17 protein-coding genes are annotated in these 17978 nt (G+C 43.7%); 7 read left to right on the top strand and 10 right to left on the bottom strand.

Features of this window, described 5'->3' with window-relative positions:
• Window positions 1-14: 14 nt before the first annotated feature.
• Entirely contained in the window at window positions 15-941 is a 927-nt protein-coding gene (gene thyA / locus LPB140_RS07020; protein ID WP_072559220.1) for a thymidylate synthase, read from the bottom strand.
• 168 nt (window positions 942-1109) lie between these two features.
• Between thyA and LPB140_RS07015 the strand changes: the two genes are divergently transcribed.
• Together LPB140_RS07015 and LPB140_RS07010 are read left to right on the top strand one after the other, a co-directional pair.
• The gene (locus LPB140_RS07015; protein ID WP_072559219.1) at window positions 1110-3242 is read left to right on the top strand and encodes a GGDEF/EAL domain-containing response regulator; all 2133 of its coding nucleotides are present in this window, start codon (window positions 1110-1112) and stop codon (window positions 3240-3242) included.
• Complete coding sequence (locus LPB140_RS07010) at window positions 3239-5818, top strand: hybrid sensor histidine kinase/response regulator (protein ID WP_072559218.1); 2580 nt, start codon at window positions 3239-3241, stop codon at window positions 5816-5818. The genes LPB140_RS07015 and LPB140_RS07010 overlap by 4 nt, the downstream gene beginning before the upstream one ends.
• Here the strand turns inward: LPB140_RS07010 and LPB140_RS07005 are convergent.
• Window positions 5815-6744, bottom strand: coding sequence for a crotonase/enoyl-CoA hydratase family protein (locus tag LPB140_RS07005; protein WP_083550140.1), 930 nt, complete (start codon window positions 6742-6744; stop codon window positions 5815-5817). The two genes, LPB140_RS07010 and LPB140_RS07005, sit on opposite strands and share 4 nt — an antisense overlap.
• Before the next feature lie 270 nt (window positions 6745-7014).
• Between LPB140_RS07005 and LPB140_RS07000 the strand changes: the two genes are divergently transcribed.
• The 3 genes from LPB140_RS07000 (at window position 7015) to LPB140_RS06990 (ending at window position 10669) form a co-directional block, all read left to right on the top strand.
• Window positions 7015-7344, top strand: coding sequence for a hypothetical protein (locus LPB140_RS07000; protein WP_072560618.1), 330 nt, complete (start codon window positions 7015-7017; stop codon window positions 7342-7344).
• An 87-nt stretch (window positions 7345-7431) separates the two neighbouring features.
• Entirely contained in the window at window positions 7432-9444 is a 2013-nt protein-coding gene (locus tag LPB140_RS06995; RefSeq protein ID WP_072559217.1) for a TonB-dependent receptor family protein, read from the top strand.
• A gap of 16 nt (window positions 9445-9460) precedes the next feature.
• Window positions 9461-10669 (top strand): PepSY-associated TM helix domain-containing protein, encoded by a 1209-nt coding sequence (locus LPB140_RS06990; protein WP_083550134.1) that lies wholly within the window; start codon window positions 9461-9463, stop codon window positions 10667-10669.
• A 129-nt stretch (window positions 10670-10798) separates the two neighbouring features.
• Here the strand turns inward: LPB140_RS06990 and LPB140_RS06985 are convergent, their stop codons facing one another.
• The 4 genes from LPB140_RS06985 to LPB140_RS06970 all read right to left on the bottom strand — a co-directional run bounded on the left by LPB140_RS06985 (window position 10799) and on the right by LPB140_RS06970 (window position 13065).
• Window positions 10799-11215, bottom strand: a complete 417-nt coding sequence (locus tag LPB140_RS06985; protein WP_156874161.1) for a hypothetical protein — start codon at window positions 11213-11215, stop codon at window positions 10799-10801.
• 96 nt (window positions 11216-11311) lie between these two features.
• Entirely contained in the window at window positions 11312-11746 is a 435-nt protein-coding gene (locus LPB140_RS06980; protein WP_072559214.1) for a copper resistance protein CopC, read from the bottom strand.
• Between the two features lie 74 nt (window positions 11747-11820).
• Window positions 11821-12684, bottom strand: a complete 864-nt coding sequence (locus tag LPB140_RS06975) for a hypothetical protein (protein WP_156874160.1) — start codon at window positions 12682-12684, stop codon at window positions 11821-11823.
• Between the two features lie 60 nt (window positions 12685-12744).
• Window positions 12745-13065, bottom strand: coding sequence for a hypothetical protein (locus LPB140_RS06970; RefSeq protein WP_072559212.1), 321 nt, complete (start codon window positions 13063-13065; stop codon window positions 12745-12747).
• A gap of 295 nt (window positions 13066-13360) precedes the next feature.
• On the opposite strand from LPB140_RS06970, the gene LPB140_RS06965 reads away from it, so the two are divergent.
• Together LPB140_RS06965 and LPB140_RS06960 are read left to right on the top strand one after the other, a co-directional pair.
• Window positions 13361-15238, top strand: a complete 1878-nt coding sequence (locus tag LPB140_RS06965) for a sensor histidine kinase (RefSeq protein WP_072559211.1) — start codon at window positions 13361-13363, stop codon at window positions 15236-15238.
• A 70-nt stretch (window positions 15239-15308) separates the two neighbouring features.
• Entirely contained in the window at window positions 15309-15968 is a 660-nt protein-coding gene (locus LPB140_RS06960; RefSeq protein WP_072559210.1) for a response regulator, read from the top strand.
• A gap of 148 nt (window positions 15969-16116) precedes the next feature.
• On the opposite strand, the gene LPB140_RS06955 is transcribed toward LPB140_RS06960, so the two are convergent.
• From LPB140_RS06955 to LPB140_RS06940, 4 genes are all read right to left on the bottom strand, one after another.
• Window positions 16117-16737, bottom strand: coding sequence for a hypothetical protein (locus tag LPB140_RS06955; RefSeq protein WP_156874159.1), 621 nt, complete (start codon window positions 16735-16737; stop codon window positions 16117-16119).
• A gap of 300 nt (window positions 16738-17037) precedes the next feature.
• Window positions 17038-17283, bottom strand: a complete 246-nt coding sequence (locus LPB140_RS06950; RefSeq protein ID WP_072559208.1) for a PC4/YdbC family ssDNA-binding protein — start codon at window positions 17281-17283, stop codon at window positions 17038-17040.
• On the bottom strand, window positions 17283-17510 hold the full coding sequence (locus LPB140_RS12340; protein ID WP_156874158.1) for a winged helix domain-containing protein: 228 nt from the start codon (window positions 17508-17510) through the stop codon (window positions 17283-17285). Before LPB140_RS12340 ends, LPB140_RS06950 begins: the two co-directional genes overlap by 1 nt.
• Before the next feature lie 161 nt (window positions 17511-17671).
• Entirely contained in the window at window positions 17672-17872 is a 201-nt protein-coding gene (locus tag LPB140_RS06940) for an excisionase family DNA-binding protein (RefSeq protein WP_072559206.1), read from the bottom strand.
• Window positions 17873-17978: the final 106 nt, after the last annotated feature.

Below are 17978 nucleotides of genomic sequence, written 5' to 3'. Positions count from 1 at the left end.
ATATATATTAAATATCAAACAGCTACTGGTGCAGATATATGTTTTTGCGGATGATAATCCGAAACCTCAAAATCATCTATATGATAATCAAATATAGATTCTGGCTTTCTATTTATATGGAATTTTGGCGCACCTTCTGGTTTTCTGGACAATTGCTGCTCCACCAATTCATGATGGTTAAGGTATAAATGTACGTCCGCCCCATTCCAAATAAGCTCACCAGCCTCCAAATCGCATTGTTGGGCCAGCATACGGATTAACAAGGATGCAGAAAATATATTAAATGCAAAACCAAGCCCAAGATCGCATGAACGTTGATATAAAAGGCCGCTTAATTTGCCATCCGCAACATAAAATTGATATGTTTTATGACATGGCGGCAGAGCCATTTGGTCCAACTCAGCGACATTCCATCCTTCAAAAATATGGCGGCGCGAACCTGGATTATTCTTTATACCATCAACCAATTGGGCAATTTGATTTACCCCCTTGTCTGATTTTTTATATAAACCATCCCCTACGGCTTCATAAACTGGCCAATTAACCCACTGCTTCCCATAAACAGGGCCCAAATCGCCCCATATTTGCGCAAATTGTTCATCATCAATTATGCGTTTTTCAAAATCTTCATGGCTAATATCATCGCCGGTTTGCTGACGATATTTTTGCAAAGGCCAATCAGTCCATATTTTGACATTTTGCTGCACCAATGAACGAATATTGGTGTCGCCAGTAAGAAACCACAGCATTTCACGCGCCGCCGTTTTCCAATAAACTCTTTTGGTGGTTAATAATGGAATCGCATTGTCGGCCAATGAATATCGCAACGATGCCCCAAAAATTGACCTTGTTCCCACACCTGTGCGGTCAATTCTTTCCTGTCCATTGGTCCAAATTTCTTTCATTAAATCAAGATAGGATTGTTCATAATGTTCAGGCATTGGGAAACTTCTCTTCTAAATTTTATGCATTCATATCCATAACAAATATCATGCAACCTTATATATACTCATAAGAGTAAAAACCAAAAAAGGAAGATTCGTTTCAATATTGAGGCAGATGCCGCAAAATTAACCATTTGTTGACCAACTTTGCTTAAAGTATTCATTATGCAAGCGCGCGTTGTCATTGTGGACGATCAAGCGATTAATTTGCGGATTTATGCGCAATATATCGCCCAAATGGGTCCAGGCTTTAAAGCTATATGCTTTTCTAACCCTCATGAGGCATTAGAATGGCTTGCCAGTGAGCATGTCGAGCTATTAGTCGTCGATTATAAAATGCCCGAAATGAACGGGGCGGAATTCATCCGCAAATTACGTATTTCAAGCGCGAATAATGATGTCCCGGCAATTATCATCACCGCGCGCAAAGACCGTGAGTGCCGGTTGGCTGCATTGGACGCGGGCGCGAATGATTTTTTACAAAGCCCCGTTAATTTTGAAGAATTTCGCAAACGGATTATTGCCTTATTAGGACGCAGAAACAATCAAATTTTGCAGAAGAAAAAAGAGTTTAATTCGGACAATATCTATAATGAGCAGTTAGACAACCGAACAAAAAGCACTTTAGAACAAATAATTGATACCGCCCCTATCATAATCAATGCGACCGATTTTGACGGCAATTGCCTGTTCATGAATGCATATCATGCTTCTTTTTACAATAAGCATCCCGATGATTTAGTTGGCAAATATTACCGCGAATTATTGCCGCCCCTTGTCGCGCAGCGCGATGCAAAAAGAGACTCGATTGTTTTTGCAACACAGCAAGAAATCCCCCCTTATGAGGAAAAAATTCCTGTAAATGGCGTTGACCTTACCTTCCATTATACCAAGTCACCCTTGTTAAACCATGATGGGGTTACCATTGGTGTTTTAACGACCGGCGTTGATATTACCGCGCGTAAATTTGCCGAAGATCACCATGCCCATTTGGCGATGCATGACTTGCTCACCGGCCTTCCCAATCGTTCATTATTAGGGGATAAATTATCCCAATCATTGGAAGAATATAATGAAAAGGGCATTAAATCAGCATTGTTACTTCTGGATTTGGACCGTTTCAAATCGGTTAATGATACAAAGGGGCACCAATTTGGCGATGCATTATTATGCGAAGTTGCCGAACGTCTTTGCAGCCTTGGCTGGGCCAATCATTTGGTTTCAAGAATTGGCGGCGATGAATTTGCAATCATTGCAAATGGAATTAATGACATACAAGAAATTACCCAATTTTGTAAAAAATTATTGGGACAAATGGAACGCCCATTTTTAATTGATGATGTTGAAGTCATTATTGGGGCCAGCATAGGCGTTGTCATCATTGGACAGGATAGTAATTGCCCCGATGATCTGCTTCGCCTTGCCGATTTGGCTATGTATGATGCCAAAGCCAATGGCCGCAACAGATTTAGTTTTTATTCAAATGAATTAAATCAAGTGGCACAGCGCAATGCCCGTATACATTCCGATATGCGCGCAGCATTGATTGACAAACAATTCCGGCTTGAATTTCAACCAATTATGGATAGCGCCACAAAAAAATGGGCCGGATTGGAAGCATTGCTTCGTTGGGATCATCCCGAATTTGGACTGGTGCGTCCGGACGAATTTATCGAAATTGCCAATGAAACCGGCCTTATCAACGAAATTGGCGATTGGGTATTGGATGAATGCTGCAAAAACATCAGCAGATTGTCGAATATCATGGACAATCCGCCAAAAATATCCGTCAATGTTTCCCCGCGACAATTTGAATATAGCGATATTTGCACTAAGATAATAAATTTAATCGATAAATATAAAATAAATCCAAATCTGTTCGTTATTGAAATTACAGAAGAATTATTACTCAACCATCCCAAAAGGGTCGCAACAGCTTTGGAAAAGTTAAGAGCAATGGGCATAGGCATTTCCATCGATGATTTTGGAACAGGATATTCCTCTCTTCAATATTTAAGAGACCTGCCTGCGACATGTTTGAAAATTGACAAAGCATTTGTCAACCAAATCGAGCAATCCGAAACCGACAGAGCAATTATTGCGACCATTGTTCATTTGGCCCACGCATTTAACATGAAAGTTGTTGCAGAGGGTGTAGAAACAAAGGCACAGGCTGATTTGCTCGCTGCATCAGGATGTAATGAATTACAGGGGTATTTTTTAAGCATTCCGCAGCCAATGGATAAATTAATTCCTAATTTATTGGCAGATGAAGGCCGATTGGCGGCGGCATCATGAGCATCGCCAAGTTAAAATATATTTTACAGCAAAAAAATATGACTGGCGAACAGCAAATCATATTTAATCGTGTGATTTTAGTATCAATCACCGGCCTATCATTATTTTATTTCGTAAATGATAGTTTTATCAATGCATTGTTTTGCGCGCATTTTTTGGGCAATGTCATTTTATTCATAATGCAGCTAAAATCCCCTAAAACTTCTGATTTTAGGCGTATCGTTGGAATCTGCCTTGATTTTGGCATTGCCCTTGGCCTGATGACCTATGCACCAAGAGAAATGGCGTTTACTTACCCCATTTTCCTATGGGCAATTTTGGGCAATGGATTTCGCTATGGCGTCAAATGGCTTGCCATTGCGGCGACATGTGCCTTTATTTCATTTGCCACTGTCATAATTGTCACGCCATATTGGCAGGAAAATTTGGTGCTTTCGGTCAGTTTATTGGTTGGCATGATAATTGTGCCTGGTTATACCGCAAAATTAATCGCTGACCTTTCGCGTAAAACAAAGGAAGCGGAAAATGCCAATAAGGCAAAAAGCTATTTCCTCGCAAGCATGAGCCATGAGCTTAAAACTCCGTTAAATGCAATTATTGGCTATGGCACACATTTACGTGATATGGGCCTGCCCGAACAGCAATTGAAAATGGTGGACGCATCGGTTCATGCGGGTGAACATTTATTGCATTTAATCAACCAAATCATGCAGGTATCAACCGATGGGAAATCGGTGATTAATATGGCGCAAAGCAGCTTTAAAATAACCGATTTGATGAGCAACGCCCATGAAATAATGGCGATAAAGGCCGAAGAGAAAAATTTGAAATTAATCCTTCAGGCTGAACATAATGCCGATTTAATGATTGATTCACAACAAAGCATCATTCAAAATATTCTTATCAACTTAATGGGTAATGCCATTAAATTTACCTCCTCTGGCACTATCACTATTTCTGCGAAAATTGAGAATGATAAAAATGGTGATAATGATGATTATCTGTTAACTTGCAGTGTCAAGGATACAGGAATTGGCATTGCACCGGATCATTTGGAAAAAATATTCCTGCCATTTCAACAGGCCGATGAAACTGTTTTGGACCGATTTGGCGGAACGGGCCTTGGTCTTGCCATCTGCCAACAATTGACCGACCAGCTTGGCGGCACGATTACTGTTAAGAGTAAATTGGGGCAAGGCAGCATTTTTACTGTTAAAATTCCTGTACAAAAATCGAAAATACAAACCTTATATCATCAAGATGAAAGCCATCTGCCCAATATTGGTATATTGGCTCTTGGCCGCTTTGACAGTGAGATTTTAGCGCAGGCCCAATTGGCGGGTAATTATATTATAAAGCATCATATTTGCGAAAATGAAGAACAGCTCACCAAAATCTTAGACAATATAAATGCAAACGAATTTAGCATCGCCATGATAAGCCGGGCATTGGCCGGGAAAATTGTTGAACAAAATTTATGGCATAAATTTGAAAAATTAAAATTAGCAACAATATTGGTTGATGATAATAAGCATATTGATTTAGATGACATTAAATTACGCGCAGAATTTTCAACAATCATTCCGTCCAGCAAGGCATTTGACGAGATTAGAAGCGCGTTGAAAATTGGCGGCGCTTTTGCCCGACATGTCGGACATTGCACCACCAAAAATAATAATGCATCATCCGAACAACTTGCCCCTGCTCAGCCTGAACAAATAACCGAGCAAGAGCAAGAAAATGAAACATTTTCTATTTTAATTACCGATGATAATCGCACCAATTTACATGTTTTAGAAGCTATTTTAAGCTCCGCAGGTCACCAAGTAACAATGAGCAGCGATGGTGATGAAGCGTTGGATATTTTAGAAAAGCAAAAATTTGATATATGGCTTTTAGACATAAATATGCCCCGCATGAATGGTTTAGAGGCATGCAGCCTATGGCGGCATATGGAAACACCGCCAAATCATATGCCTGTTTTAGGTGTCACCGCCGACAGCACAGCAGAAACATTGAAAAAATGCGAAAAAGCGGGCATGGATAAACGCATAACAAAGCCGATAAATGCCAAACAAATTTTGGAAAATGTTCAAATTTATTGTAAAAAGCATAATGTTGTTGAGTTTGACGAGCAAATTCACAGTTCAGACAAGGTAATTGCGCTAAAGCCCAAAGATAAGGCAGAGCCCGAAAATATATATTTAGGCAATTTAAATGTAGAGCAAATTGAACAATTGGCCTCCATCGACAATGGTGTGTTTTTGGCCTCTATCATCGATGAATATAATAAAGATGTCTTTGCCAGTTTGGAAAAATTGCACGAAACCGTCATGACTAATGATGTCAAAAGTTTCAGATTTCAAGCACATGCCATTAAAAGCGCAAGCGCCAATTTAGGAGCAGAAAAATTGGCGACTATATGCGGCAGTTTGGAAAATATCACACAAAATGATTTTTCCAATAATAAGAATATACATTATGAAAAGCTGAAATCCGAAACCGAAAATAGCACAAATTTGCTTAAAAAATATTCAAAAATGTCGCTTAAAAAATCGGCTGCTCAAATATCTTAATCAACCGCGGCCAATGATCTGGCGATTCTTCGATCCTGAGCGCTTGCCAATCGCTGCATTTTTTTCATATCGACATCGCTGATTTTCATGGCAGTTTCCGCCCATAAATAAGTAATGGATAATAAATCTTCCAGCTTTACCGGATTGGCAATAGTTCGCGCCTGATACACCGCCCTTTCGGTCCAAAAACGCGCCTCATTTTTGCGCACATATTCGACTATGGCCTGTTCTCCCTCGCCATCCTCAACCAAAATATCAACCACGCCCAAATCATACATTTCCTGCGCACTATATAATTTGCCATTTAAAATCATTTGCTCCGCCGTTCGGCGGCCCACGCGTTGAATTAAGAAATTATATGCGCCCATGCCTGGAAATAGGTTGAACAAAATTTCCGGCAAACCAAAACGAGCACGTTTTTCAGCAACAATTAAATCAAATGAAAGCGCATGTTCAAAACCACCGCCAAGCGCATCCCCCTGAACCAAGGCCATGGAGATAATCGGCGCATCATATCCTTTATGATTGGCATATTGCATACGGACACAAGTTTCAGCATAATTTCTTAACGCCGCAATGTCGCGTCCTTGTATTTTCTCGACAAAATGCATCAAATCACCGCCCAAATTATAAATATTGGGGGTTTTCGAACCACAAATAAAATATCGCAAATCATCCTTGCGCGCATCCATTGGCAATGAGTAATTTGCCCTCACCCAATCTTGGACCTGTTGGATCTCGCCGCCTAATTTATATGTATAACATGGGCGCAATTTCTGCTCCATAAAGCACCAGAAAATCTTATCATCCATGTCGTGGCGCAGCGATATTTCATCAAAATGACGCATGCTAATATGATCATCTGAAATCGCGATATTTTGATTGCTATTTATATCGATAACATCGTTTTGGGCGTGCCTATGCATAATGATCCTTTATTACTATCTATTAACAGGCACCCCTCCCGTTAATCTTTTCTTAACATATTTTTTTATAAAAAAACAATTATTTTCGCTTTGTTTCAAAATCGTACAAATTTTATACGACTGATTAAGCTTAATAAAACTCCCGCATAAGCAATATTTTTTGTTGATTTTTCACATAGCGCGGATTAGCGGAATTTTATGCATTTTGTCCGGCAACATATTTTTGACCAAAAATGGTCACTCATGCTCTTATTGTCGGCAATTTTAGTAATGAAAATCATTATTCCAAATGGCTATATGCTGGCCCCGACGGAAAAATCCATTACTGTGCAAATATGCACAGGCATTGGGATGGCGCAGCAGGTTATTGACATTCCCATGGAAAATGGGGGTGATAAACATCAAAATAAAGATGAAATATCAAAACCCTGCCCTGCAGCGGCCTCTGCACAGCCATTTATAGGTAAAATTGATCCTATCATATTTGCCTTTGCCTTTGCCTTTATTTTGCTTGGCGGATTGTTGCTACGCACCACCGCGCCCAATTTTTGGCGCCATTATCAGCGCCCACCCCTTCGCGGCCCACCTCTTATTACCTGAATCTCGTCACGGCTAAGTTATTTTAGCAATTTAAACGAAGCATCGCCGAATGAATGATTTTGCGCGATGAAATACAGGTATATTTTTATGAAAAAACAATCAATCTCCCGCGCGGCAATTGCCTGCGCCCTATTATCCTATTCTTCCATCACCTATGCATTTGAAGCCGAAAATTATGAAGGCATTGATGAAGGCAATACAATCATTGTAACCGGTAATACCCCATTAAATGAAGCAGAAATGCGCGCAAATAAGGTTGCTGGCGGCACCGATATTGTCGGACATGATGACTATGCCGACAAATCCCTTACCTCTTTACGCGATGCCTTATCCTTTTCTCCAGGGATATATTTACAGCCGCGCTATGGTCAGGAAGTACGCATATCTATAAGAGGATCAGGCCTTAGCCGCGGATTTCACATGCGCGGCCTGACCCTATTGCAAGATGGTGTTCCTATAAATTTGGCGGACGATAATGGCGATTTTCAGGAGTTAGAGCCGATATTTTTCGACCATTTAGAAGTATATAGAGGAGCAAATGCGCTGCGTTTTGGTTCTGGCACTTTGGGCGGTGCAATAAATGGTGTAACCCCCACTGGGCAAAGCGCCGAGGGACTTTATTTACGCGGCGATATTGGCAGTTTTAATAGCTATAGAGGGCTGGCCTCTTTTGGTACAAGCAATGAGAATGGCGACATTTGGGCCGCGATTAGCAAGGACAGCGCCGACGGCGATCGCGATCATGCCAAAAGAGATAGCCTGCGTTTCCACGGCAATGTTGGGCTTAATATCTCATCCAATATTAAAAGCAGGTTTTACGTAAGTTTTAACAATATCAATCAACAATTGCCCGGCGCGTTAAATTATAATGATGCTCTAACATCCCCCAAAAAAGGGAATTTTACCGGCAACCAGGCACGTGATATAGATAGTATAAGACTGCAAAACCGCACCAGCATAGATTTTGGATCAACAAAATTGGATGTCGGGCTGTTTTTAAACAGTAAATCCCTATTCCACCCCATTTACCAAGTTATTGACCAGGAATCATTTGATCGCGGCGCCTTTTTTCGACTGGACCATGAAAATGGCCCCTTTGAAATTACATTAGGTGGTGAAGCAAGATTTGGAGAAGTTAATTCCAAAAGATTTATCAATATAGATGGCGAACGCAGCACGCCGACTTTTCAGGCTGACCAAAAGGCAAAAACCGCCAATATATATGGTGAGATAAGATATTCCCCATCCGAAAAGCTTAATTTTATAACTGGCGGCATTTTTGCCACCGGCACACGTCAGCAACAGGAAAATTATAATAGCTTTGCCGGCGGAGAAAGAAATGTCTTCGCAAAGGCAGACTTTAATGAGTTTTCACCCAAATTTGGCATTTTATATCAAATAAACCCCAATATTTCATTTTACGCAAATTATAGCAAATCTGCAGAATTCCCTGGATTTATCGAGCTGGCCCAGATTAGCCAATTTGTGCCGATTAAGGCGCAAACCGCATGGACCAAAGAAATTGGCAGCAGAGGAAGCATGGGCGCGTTCACATGGGACATTACCGCATATCAGGCCGATATTAAGGGAGAGATATTACAATTCACCATTGGCACAGATATACCCGCATCGACATTTAATGCTGGCAAAACCCGTCATATGGGCATTGAAGCTGCGCTAACCATAGAGCCGACAAATTGGCTGCGCCTGCGTCAAATATATCAATATAATGATTTTAAGTTCAAAAATGATGCCCAATATGGGGATAACCGCCTGCCCGTTATCCCGCGACATGTCTATCGTGCGGAGATAAGGTTGGGCAATGAAAAGGCCCATATTGCGCCAAATATTGAATGGGTGCCCGTGGGGGCATTTGCTGATTATAATAATGCAGTAAAAGTGCCCAGCTATGCCATTTTGGGCATGACCGCTGGTTTTAACATATTGCCAAATATCGATTTATTTTTCGATGCCCGCAATTTGAACAAGAAAAAAGCGATTGGCGATATAAGCGCGGTCATCACGGCAACTGCCGCCTCCATTATCTATCAACCAACCGAACAACGCGCCATTTTTGGCGGTTTTCGCGCACGTTTTTAAACGATAGGAAAATAAAATGACTAATGCCTCTTCATATCGTTTCATCTGGCGGCTTCATATGTGGGCGGGATTATTCCTTATCCCGTTTATCATTTTATTATCGCTTACAGGTTCAATCTATTTGTTCAAACCACAATTGGACAGGTGGGAGGAGCGCGATATGAGGGGGCTTAACACCGAAAATAGCGTCTCGGCAGAGGCGCAACTATCTGTCGTTATGAAACAATATCCCGATGCGCAATTCCATTCATACCGATTGCCAGAAAATAAAGGGGATGCCGCAATGGTCCATGTCGCCCTGCCCCATAATGGCGGGATGCGGGATATTTATGTATCGCCCGCAGGTGACATTATTGCCAGCCATGATCCGGAAAAAAGGATAAGCGCCACAGTCGCGCGCATTCATGGTTCATTATTATTGGGTAAATTCGGCTCTATATTGGTTGAAATTGCAGCCATTTTCGCGATTATGATGATATTATCTGGCATATATTTATGGTGGCCGCGCACCGCAGGCCGTCATCAACATTATGCGGGAATTTTATGGCCAAGGTTGAAAAATGGGGTCAGGATTTTCTGGCGTGACCTGCACGCTGTCACCGGATTTTGGGTCGCTGGTCTTGCGCTCATTTTATTATTTAGCGGGCTGCCATGGACGGACAATGTCGGCGCTGGCATAAAATATATACGCGCCCAAATGGGTTGGGTTGACGCAAAGCCGCAAAATTGGTCGGGAGGCGGCATTAAAGAAAATGTCGATATGCATGTGGACGCGCATGGCGGCCATGATCATGACGCGATGTTAAAAGCACAGGCAGAGGCAAAGAAAATAAGAGATCTGCCCCCGAAAAAGGGGCTGAACGACATTGTCATTTTGGCGAGTAAGGAAAATATGCCCTTCCCCGCCATCATCCAACCTCCCCATGCCCCCGCCCGTTTTGGGCCGCCCAATGGTGATGTTTGGAAATTAAGCAGCGAAGCACAAAACCGAACTCTTAACCGCACCATTTTATATGATAAAAATAGCGGCGCGATTGTAAAAGAAAGCAGTTTTGCCGACAAACATATTGCCGACAAAATCATCAACTATGGCATCGCATGGCATGAGGGGCAATTATTTGGATGGATAAACCAACTTATCGGCCTTTTCACCGCCCTTGCCCTTATCACCATATCCATTTCGGGCATCAAAATGTGGTGGAGGAAAAGACCGAAATCGAAATAATATAGTTATGGCATATATTTAATGAGGTCAGATGATATATAATAGTTTAAGGCGAATATTGGAGTTTCCATCCAAAGCATAATTAAAAACATATGAAGAGATTATAATATTAAAATAAAATGACTCTCATCAACCGGCGAGTAGTTCGACATCTTCAGCCATTATCCAGCCAGATTCGCATGGTTCCAAATAATCAATATCTTCTGCTACAGGCGAAGATACGCCGCAGTCCTCAGCAGGTTCAGAGTCATTGCCTGCGAAAGCCGAATAGACAATGCCGACCATCTCTGAGTCATTGCTGGTCTCGCAAATCCAAACGGGGTGCGCCTCAGCAAGTTGGCCAATAGGTTCTAAATCAGTGCTTGGGCCTGGATAAACATCAATCGCGCTCTCGGGCGGTAATTGGGCAATCACGCCATAGCTGCACGGATCGGTTTCAGATGCTGTTAGCGTGACCGGATCGTTGCCCATGGTGTAGCGGGGCTGTGCAAATGCGCTTGAACAGGTGAATGCCGTTAATATGGAAATTGTAAGGAGCTTTCTCATCGATAAAACTTTCTTTTGTGCACCATAGGTTGCGATTGAGTGTCTGAAATATGCAGTCCCATGGTGAATTTGGTGGATGATTTTATGCAGTGTAAATTAATTTTGAGTTTCCGCCTCTTTAACAACATCTGTATCTGGCAATATAATCTTAAATTTTACCTCACCATAGTTTTTCTTTTTTTTCTTATTAGACAAGGTTTTGGAAATATTCCATTTGGCAAGATATTCACCGTTTTTGATTAAAGGCTCTGGTACGTTAATCGAAAATCGCGCATATGTGCCCAGCTGAAACGGTTCGTTAATGGCGTCGTAAACCATCATTACCGTTCCATCGGGGTTGATAATTTCCAATGTCACTAGATCAACCGGTGCATCAAAGCCCAGATGGATAAATTCCACCGGCTCGTTCACAATACTGTCTTTTGCAGGTTTGGAAAAAGTGAGCGTTTCTATTTTAGCTTGGGCACACAGCGGTGCTGATGCCATCATCAATGACGCAAATATAGCAAATATTGAAATAGGATATTTCATAATATTTTCCTTAATTAACAAGGTGGCACTGCCCGCCTTTCGCCATCGTGAACATGCGGGCAGTAGTTTCAGGCTTAACAGCCGTCTTTCTTCTTTTTCTTCTTCTTACCTAGCCCGCCCAATTTGCCGAGCGTTGACCCTATCTCAGCACCTTTTGACCCAGCCACCGCGCCGCCCACTGCACCGCCAACGGCAGAGGCAGTTTCGGTATCAGTCTTGCAACTATTCGCCTGTGTTGTTTCTGTTGATGCTTGTGATCCAGCGGCGGATGCACCCGAAGACTTGTTTGCACCCTTGAAGAATGCCCTGGCAGCGGGAGACAAACCTGACGGAATCGAGTTGTAATCCAGCCCATCGTTCATGGCGTTGGCGTAGATATCGTTGAAGTCTCTGGTCGCAGCGAGGTCAACTTCAGCATAAGACAGGTGCTCGTAATTTGATGTGCACCAGATGCCCCAATCGTTCAACTCACCCGGCGCACACGGCTTGCCGTTGTTCAAGCGCGGAATAGGCGCGTTTTTGATTTCTGTGAAGCATTGCTTGTTATTGGTCGATGCGCGCCAGCCGGTGGGACAGCGGTTCAGGATGCCGGCCCTGGCGATGCCGCCGGATATGTCGGCCGAACGCGCGGTCATCCTGTCATATGAGGTGCACACCAGATCGTTATCTGTATCGACAAAATAGCCCTGTTGACACGGAATACTCTTGTTTTGCCGGACATAAACCGCTGGCGTTGGATTGGCGGCCAAAGATGGCACACAAAAAGTGTCAGTCTCACGGTTCCATCTATAAGGGCAAAGACCTTTTTCCCTTGGCAGTTCCAGACGCCCCGTTGTGCGTCCCTGTGCCTCAGCCGATGGGGCAGTTACCAGAGAACTGGCGGAGGAAAGCACAAAACCGGCTACACCCAGCAAGGTCATGGTTGAAAGTGAACGCATAAATTATTTTCCTTTTTAAAATGTATAGAAAAGGCATCCCTTGATACGGGCGCCAAAATATTATTTCCTAGTTGAACACCACACGCGATAAACCTTGAAATATCCCCCCGCGCAGGTAGCCTCGGCCTTTTTGGCATATATTTTTGGCGAGCTGCTTCCCATGGGTTCACACAGTTTTGTATTTCCATTTGGGTGCCGCCATCCCGATGGACAAGCAACTGCGCGATTTGGTTTTTCAATAGCAGCGCTATTCTGCCCTTGGGCATAGCTTTGGCCAGACATAGCAACACTTGCCCCAACAAGGCTTGTTACCAAAGCGATGTTGGCGAGCGATAATGCGCCCGCAATGATTAGGCGGTTTCTGCTTTCATTATCTGTCATGGGACAATCTCCTGCTACATTATTATCATGTCACAATTGGATTAGGCCCTGATGCCGCGCAGTAATATCCCATATAATATGTCTCCCATATCATGGGATGGGGTAAGGCAGAGGAGCGCATCGTTACAGGCAAATATTCAACGACAAATTTCGGTCATTATATAAAGCCCGCTTTCCGTTTATTTTTCTATTTACTTCTATTTACAAATAAATTGCGCTGCTACATTGTCCAAATATAGCAGGGGTGTGTGTCATAAACAGATTCGGAAGATTAAATTGGGCGCAGCTGGCCAAGATGTTGGTTGTTGTGATTTTGGTGCAGGCAATTTATTGGCTGGCCATCGACCGTCCCATTTTTCGCGGCGCGCCAAGTAAAGAACCGGCCCTTGTGGATGTAAGCGATGTCGCAGTCGCACGGCTGACCACGCCTAGCTTTGCCGAGGCAGCAGGTGCGCGTTATTCACCCGTAACATTACCATGGACATATTGCTGTGACACGGCGTTATTCGCGGTACAAATGACCTTCAATATTGACCAAGTACCGGCGGATGGATTGGGAATTTACCCAAATATGCAGGCGGATAATTTCATGCTTGCACTAAATGGGTCACCAATTATCGTTCGCGGACGAATGGAGCCTGGCAATGGCAGTTTCCATGGACAGGTCCGCACACTTTCCCACATGCCTTCTGGTTTGTTAAAGACCGGCGCAAACAAATTAACCTTCATCACATTACGCGACGGTTTTCCCTATACAGATGTGTTTGAACCAAAAATAGCCGAATATTCTGTTTTGGAACATTATGTCGCACGCAGATTATTTCTTGCTTCGGACTTTTACCTTCTTACTGGCGGATTGCTTAGCTTGCTGGGTTTAATTGCGATAATAATGATGTTTCGTTCAGATGATTGGCGATTTGCTGCATGGCTTAGCCTTTTCTGTTTAGGCTTTGTGGCCAATGCGGGATATTATTTATGGCTTGATCCGCCATTTGACGGTTGGGGGCGGATGCTGGTATTTTTCGCAATCTCTCATCTTATTCCCGCAGCAATGCTATGCTTTATTGACAGTTGGACGGGACGGCCCGTTCGATGGCTACAGCCTATAACCATGGCAATCTATATGTGCGTGATGGTGGTAATCGCATATTATATTTATTTTGTGCCAATGCCAAATGGCTTTGATATTCCGGTGATGATTTGGATTTGGCATTTGGGCATATCGGCGGTGGCGGTGGCCGTACGGCTTATCTGGCATTTTGCGACCAGTGCGGAGGACCGTCTGTTGGAAAGCGCATTAATGACTGTAATCGCAGCTGCATTGATGATGGATGCAGCGTTAAATTGGTTTCCCGAACTTGAATTATTGGAAGATAATGTTGGGAATTCCGCAGTCTTTTTATTATTGGCGATGAACGCAACCTTTCTTTTCCGCAATTTTAGATTGTTCCAATCACAAGGGGCATTGAATATGATGTTACAAGAGAAAGTAACCCTGCGTGAGGCAGAACTGGCCGAGGCTGCATTGCGTGAACAAGCATTGGTTCGTGAACAAGCACATGATGAGGAACGCCGCCGGATTATGCGCGATTTGCACGATGGTTTGGGCAGCCAGTTGATGACGATGATGTTAAGCGCGCGTATGGGCGAGGCGGATCCGCCAAAGATTGCCGAAGGATTGCAGGGCGTCATTGATGAAATGCGGTTAATGGTTGATTCGATGGATTCAGTTGGGGACTCTCTTGAGGCAGCATTTGCCACATTTCGTGCCAGAATAGAGCCGCGCATCGTGGCAGCTGGTTTCAATTTTCAATGGCAGCAACCAGCTGCGATTAACGCCCCCAATATGGGCCCGCGTGATGTTTTGCAGATTTTTCGTATTTTGCAGGAAGCAGTAACCAACGCAATAAAACATTCAGGGGGCAGCGACATCATGGTCGAAATATCAACCAATGCGGATGCTGCTATTATCATAATGGTCAATGATAATGGCTGCGGCGTTGTTGGCGGAGTTGACAGTGATAACACAGCTAGCGGTGATGCGGGCGGCGGTGTAGGTCGGGGTTTGAGCAATATGCGTGATCGTGCGCGCGCAGTTGGCGCCGAATATGCAATATATTCAATATTGGGTAAAGGAACGCGCGTGACCATTTCTTTGCCTCGGCCCGCATGATGCGCATATCCCATAAAGTTGCTCCCGTCATACCATGGGACAGGACAGATGAACCGGGTGGATATTCAACATGACTAAAATTTCGCCTTCTGCTCCTGTTCAAATTGCAATCATCGAAGATGAACCGGCTGTGCGCCGTTATTTTATGCAGATTATGGGCGTAGCAGAGGGATATGATATTATCGCAATTGCGCCAGATTTGGCCACGGGGCGCGGGCTGATTGACTTAAAACCCGATCTTTTTTTAATGGATATCGGCCTGCCCGATGGCAATGGATATGATCTAGTCCCTGAAATTAAGGCAAAATGCGCCGCCAAAGTGCTGATTATCAGCTCTTTTGGAGACCGCGAAACGGTGGTGAAGGCGCTGTCTGCTGGTGCAGATGGCTATTTGCTAAAGGACAGCTCACCCCAGCAAATCCTTGATGGTATCGCCATAACAATGGATGGCGGCGCACCGGTCAGCCCTGCAGCCGCGGTTTATTTGCTCGATTTGCTGCGCGCGCCTGCTCCCGCATCGCAAGCGCAAGCCATAGGGGAGGCGGACAGCCGGCTTACGCAGCGAGAGACCGAGTTGTTGCGTAGCTTTGCCGAGGGCAAGAGCTATAAGGAAGCTGCCCAGGCGTTAAACATTTCGCCTCATACTGTCGGCACCCATGTGAAGGCAATTTATCGTAAGCTTGAGGTTAATTCTCGCAGTGAGGCAATCCGGCAGGCGTTTCGTCGTTGATTATGGCATCTGGCGGAGAGACAGTCTGCCAAACCTTTTGAATATATTATTGTTATATATTAAATAATTTTATCAAAAAAATATTATACCCACATTTATCCCCACATTTTGTTTTTGCAGCCTCTCGCGCGTATCCGCGAAATTGCTTTTAACTTTCCGCTTTTACGGCCTTCAAAAAATCCATATCCCAGCCAGCCCTTTGCCATGCCTTGCGCCCTATATTTTGTGTTGTGCCGCAACGCTTACCAATAACCCGCCCGCCATCCTTTACCTTTACCAGCCCCATTTTTGCAGCAAGCCCACTATCAACGCCCTTGATAATATATCGAATCACATTGCCGGAATTAGCCTCATATAGCCCCTCTAAGCCATTATGAGAGCTTGCACCCTTCACTTTGCGCCCAAATATCGTTCCGGCCGTCAGCCTAGCCCCAGCCGCCTTTGATAGCCATTTGCCTTGCCTTTGCTTCACACCTTGCAAACATTCATTAGGGATATGCGCTAATATATGAACATGGCTGCCCTTAACTATGCCCTTATCATCAACATATTGGCCATTCTCCCGAACCCAAACGCAAGTCAAAATTTTTCCATTTTTGGAAATATAGTCCCCCAATGATTTAAGCCATGCCGTTAAGACTTTCCCAGCCTTGCAGTCATCAATTCCCAATTTGCCAAAATGAATTGTGATTGAGCGGTTTAATTCCAGCCCCAAATATTTTGAAAATAACGCCGCGCCCAAAATTGTTTCAACATGATATTCGTTCAATATCTTTGACACCCTGCCCTTATCATTCCGCGCCCCGCCCCACTTATTCCCCTGCCTCTTATTAAAACCCGCCGGACAACTAATATTATTATCTACAATAGCACAAACCATGCCAACTTTTCCCTATGGATGAATATTTTTTATGAAAACTAGGTTTTTTGCGGCTTTGCAGGGGATGATATAAAGCCCCTTTATTTTGAATATCGCCCCAAATTCTGTTTTTTCGTCAGTTTCAAGATTAAGGCTTAAAATAAAAGGGACGGCCAAATAAAGCCGCCCCTCTCACATTAAAGCCCCAGCTTATTTAAGGCCATTTTCAGGGCCGATAAGCTCACTATCCTTGGCATAGGCCATCAATGCCGCGCCCAGCCCCTCTATGCCGCTTATAGGCATTGTGCAGCCCTTTGGGCTATGCTGCCACCCATCAGGCGTTTCATAAAAGGAACGAAGCTCCGCAAACCATCTGCCATGATATTTGCGAACCGAAAAACGCAACAATGATTTATTATGGCGTTGCTCCCATAGGATATGACAATTATCAGACATTATGCCATCTCCAATATTTGAACATCACAATTCAAAACATAGCGGGCATGCCAGTCCCCCAATTCATTATGCGTTTCTTTGATAGTGATAATATCAAGCCCATATTGTGAGCGTAGCGTATGGATATAAGAGCCAAGGCGAAATGCCCATGATGACAATTCAAGAGCGGTAACGCCTGCTTTCCCCGAATTTATCAAGGCTGATAGGGTTCGCGCATTTTGCCCCACTAATAACGCCCGCCCACTAGGCAATAAAAACCATATTGCTTTTCGCTTGCGGCCGGAACATGTTTTAAGATATGCTCCTTTTGCCGCTTTTGTCTCAACATTTGCGCATTGCCCCTTGGACGTTGCACCGTCCTTGGGGTTTTTTATTGGGTTATTGCCTCTCATGCCGCCTCTCCCATTTGCTTATGCGCAATTGTGGGAAGCGCCGCCAACCATGCATCAGCATCCGCTTTTGTCACGCGGCTGGCATTGCCCATTTTGGTTAAGCGGATATGCCCCGCTTTAACCTGCCTATAAAATTCTGTTCTTGAAATTGAATATATTTCAAGAAACTCTGAAACGGTTAACAATTCTTTATGCATTTTTTAACTCCGTGCAGCCTTTCCGCCAGAATTGGCGGGTATCTCACTGCACAAGGAGAAATAACAAAGGCCACTTTGAATGTCGGCTACTTTGGCTAATTTGGCT

The sequence above is a fragment of the Sphingorhabdus lutea genome (genome assembly GCF_001889025.1).
Taxonomy (GTDB): domain Bacteria; phylum Pseudomonadota; class Alphaproteobacteria; order Sphingomonadales; family Sphingomonadaceae; genus Sphingorhabdus_B; species Sphingorhabdus_B lutea.
Note: the sequence above shows the minus strand (reverse complement) of the source record. Positions and strands in the feature narration are given on the sequence as shown.

Excerpts from the sequence above, each read along its gene's own strand:
- thyA (WP_072559220.1), bottom strand. The coding sequence starts at position 941 with ATGCCTGAACATTATGAACAATCCTATCTTGATTTAATGAAAGAAATT.
- LPB140_RS07015 (WP_072559219.1), top strand. The coding sequence starts at position 1,110 with ATGCAAGCGCGCGTTGTCATTGTGGACGATCAAGCGATTAATTTGCGG.
- LPB140_RS07010 (WP_072559218.1), top strand. The coding sequence starts at position 3,239 with ATGAGCATCGCCAAGTTAAAATATATTTTACAGCAAAAAAATATGACT.
- LPB140_RS07005 (WP_083550140.1), bottom strand. The coding sequence starts at position 6,744 with ATGCATAGGCACGCCCAAAACGATGTTATCGATATAAATAGCAATCAA.
- LPB140_RS07000 (WP_072560618.1), top strand. The coding sequence starts at position 7,015 with ATGAAAATCATTATTCCAAATGGCTATATGCTGGCCCCGACGGAAAAA.
- LPB140_RS06995 (WP_072559217.1), top strand. The coding sequence starts at position 7,432 with ATGAAAAAACAATCAATCTCCCGCGCGGCAATTGCCTGCGCCCTATTA.
- LPB140_RS06990 (WP_083550134.1), top strand. The coding sequence starts at position 9,461 with ATGACTAATGCCTCTTCATATCGTTTCATCTGGCGGCTTCATATGTGG.
- LPB140_RS06985 (WP_156874161.1), bottom strand. The coding sequence starts at position 11,215 with ATGAGAAAGCTCCTTACAATTTCCATATTAACGGCATTCACCTGTTCA.
- LPB140_RS06980 (WP_072559214.1), bottom strand. The coding sequence starts at position 11,746 with ATGAAATATCCTATTTCAATATTTGCTATATTTGCGTCATTGATGATG.
- LPB140_RS06975 (WP_156874160.1), bottom strand. The coding sequence starts at position 12,684 with ATGCGTTCACTTTCAACCATGACCTTGCTGGGTGTAGCCGGTTTTGTG.
- LPB140_RS06970 (WP_072559212.1), bottom strand. The coding sequence starts at position 13,065 with ATGACAGATAATGAAAGCAGAAACCGCCTAATCATTGCGGGCGCATTA.
- LPB140_RS06965 (WP_072559211.1), top strand. The coding sequence starts at position 13,361 with ATGTTGGTTGTTGTGATTTTGGTGCAGGCAATTTATTGGCTGGCCATC.
- LPB140_RS06960 (WP_072559210.1), top strand. The coding sequence starts at position 15,309 with ATGACTAAAATTTCGCCTTCTGCTCCTGTTCAAATTGCAATCATCGAA.
- LPB140_RS06950 (WP_072559208.1), bottom strand. The coding sequence starts at position 17,283 with ATGTCTGATAATTGTCATATCCTATGGGAGCAACGCCATAATAAATCA.
- LPB140_RS06940 (WP_072559206.1), bottom strand. The coding sequence starts at position 17,872 with ATGCATAAAGAATTGTTAACCGTTTCAGAGTTTCTTGAAATATATTCA.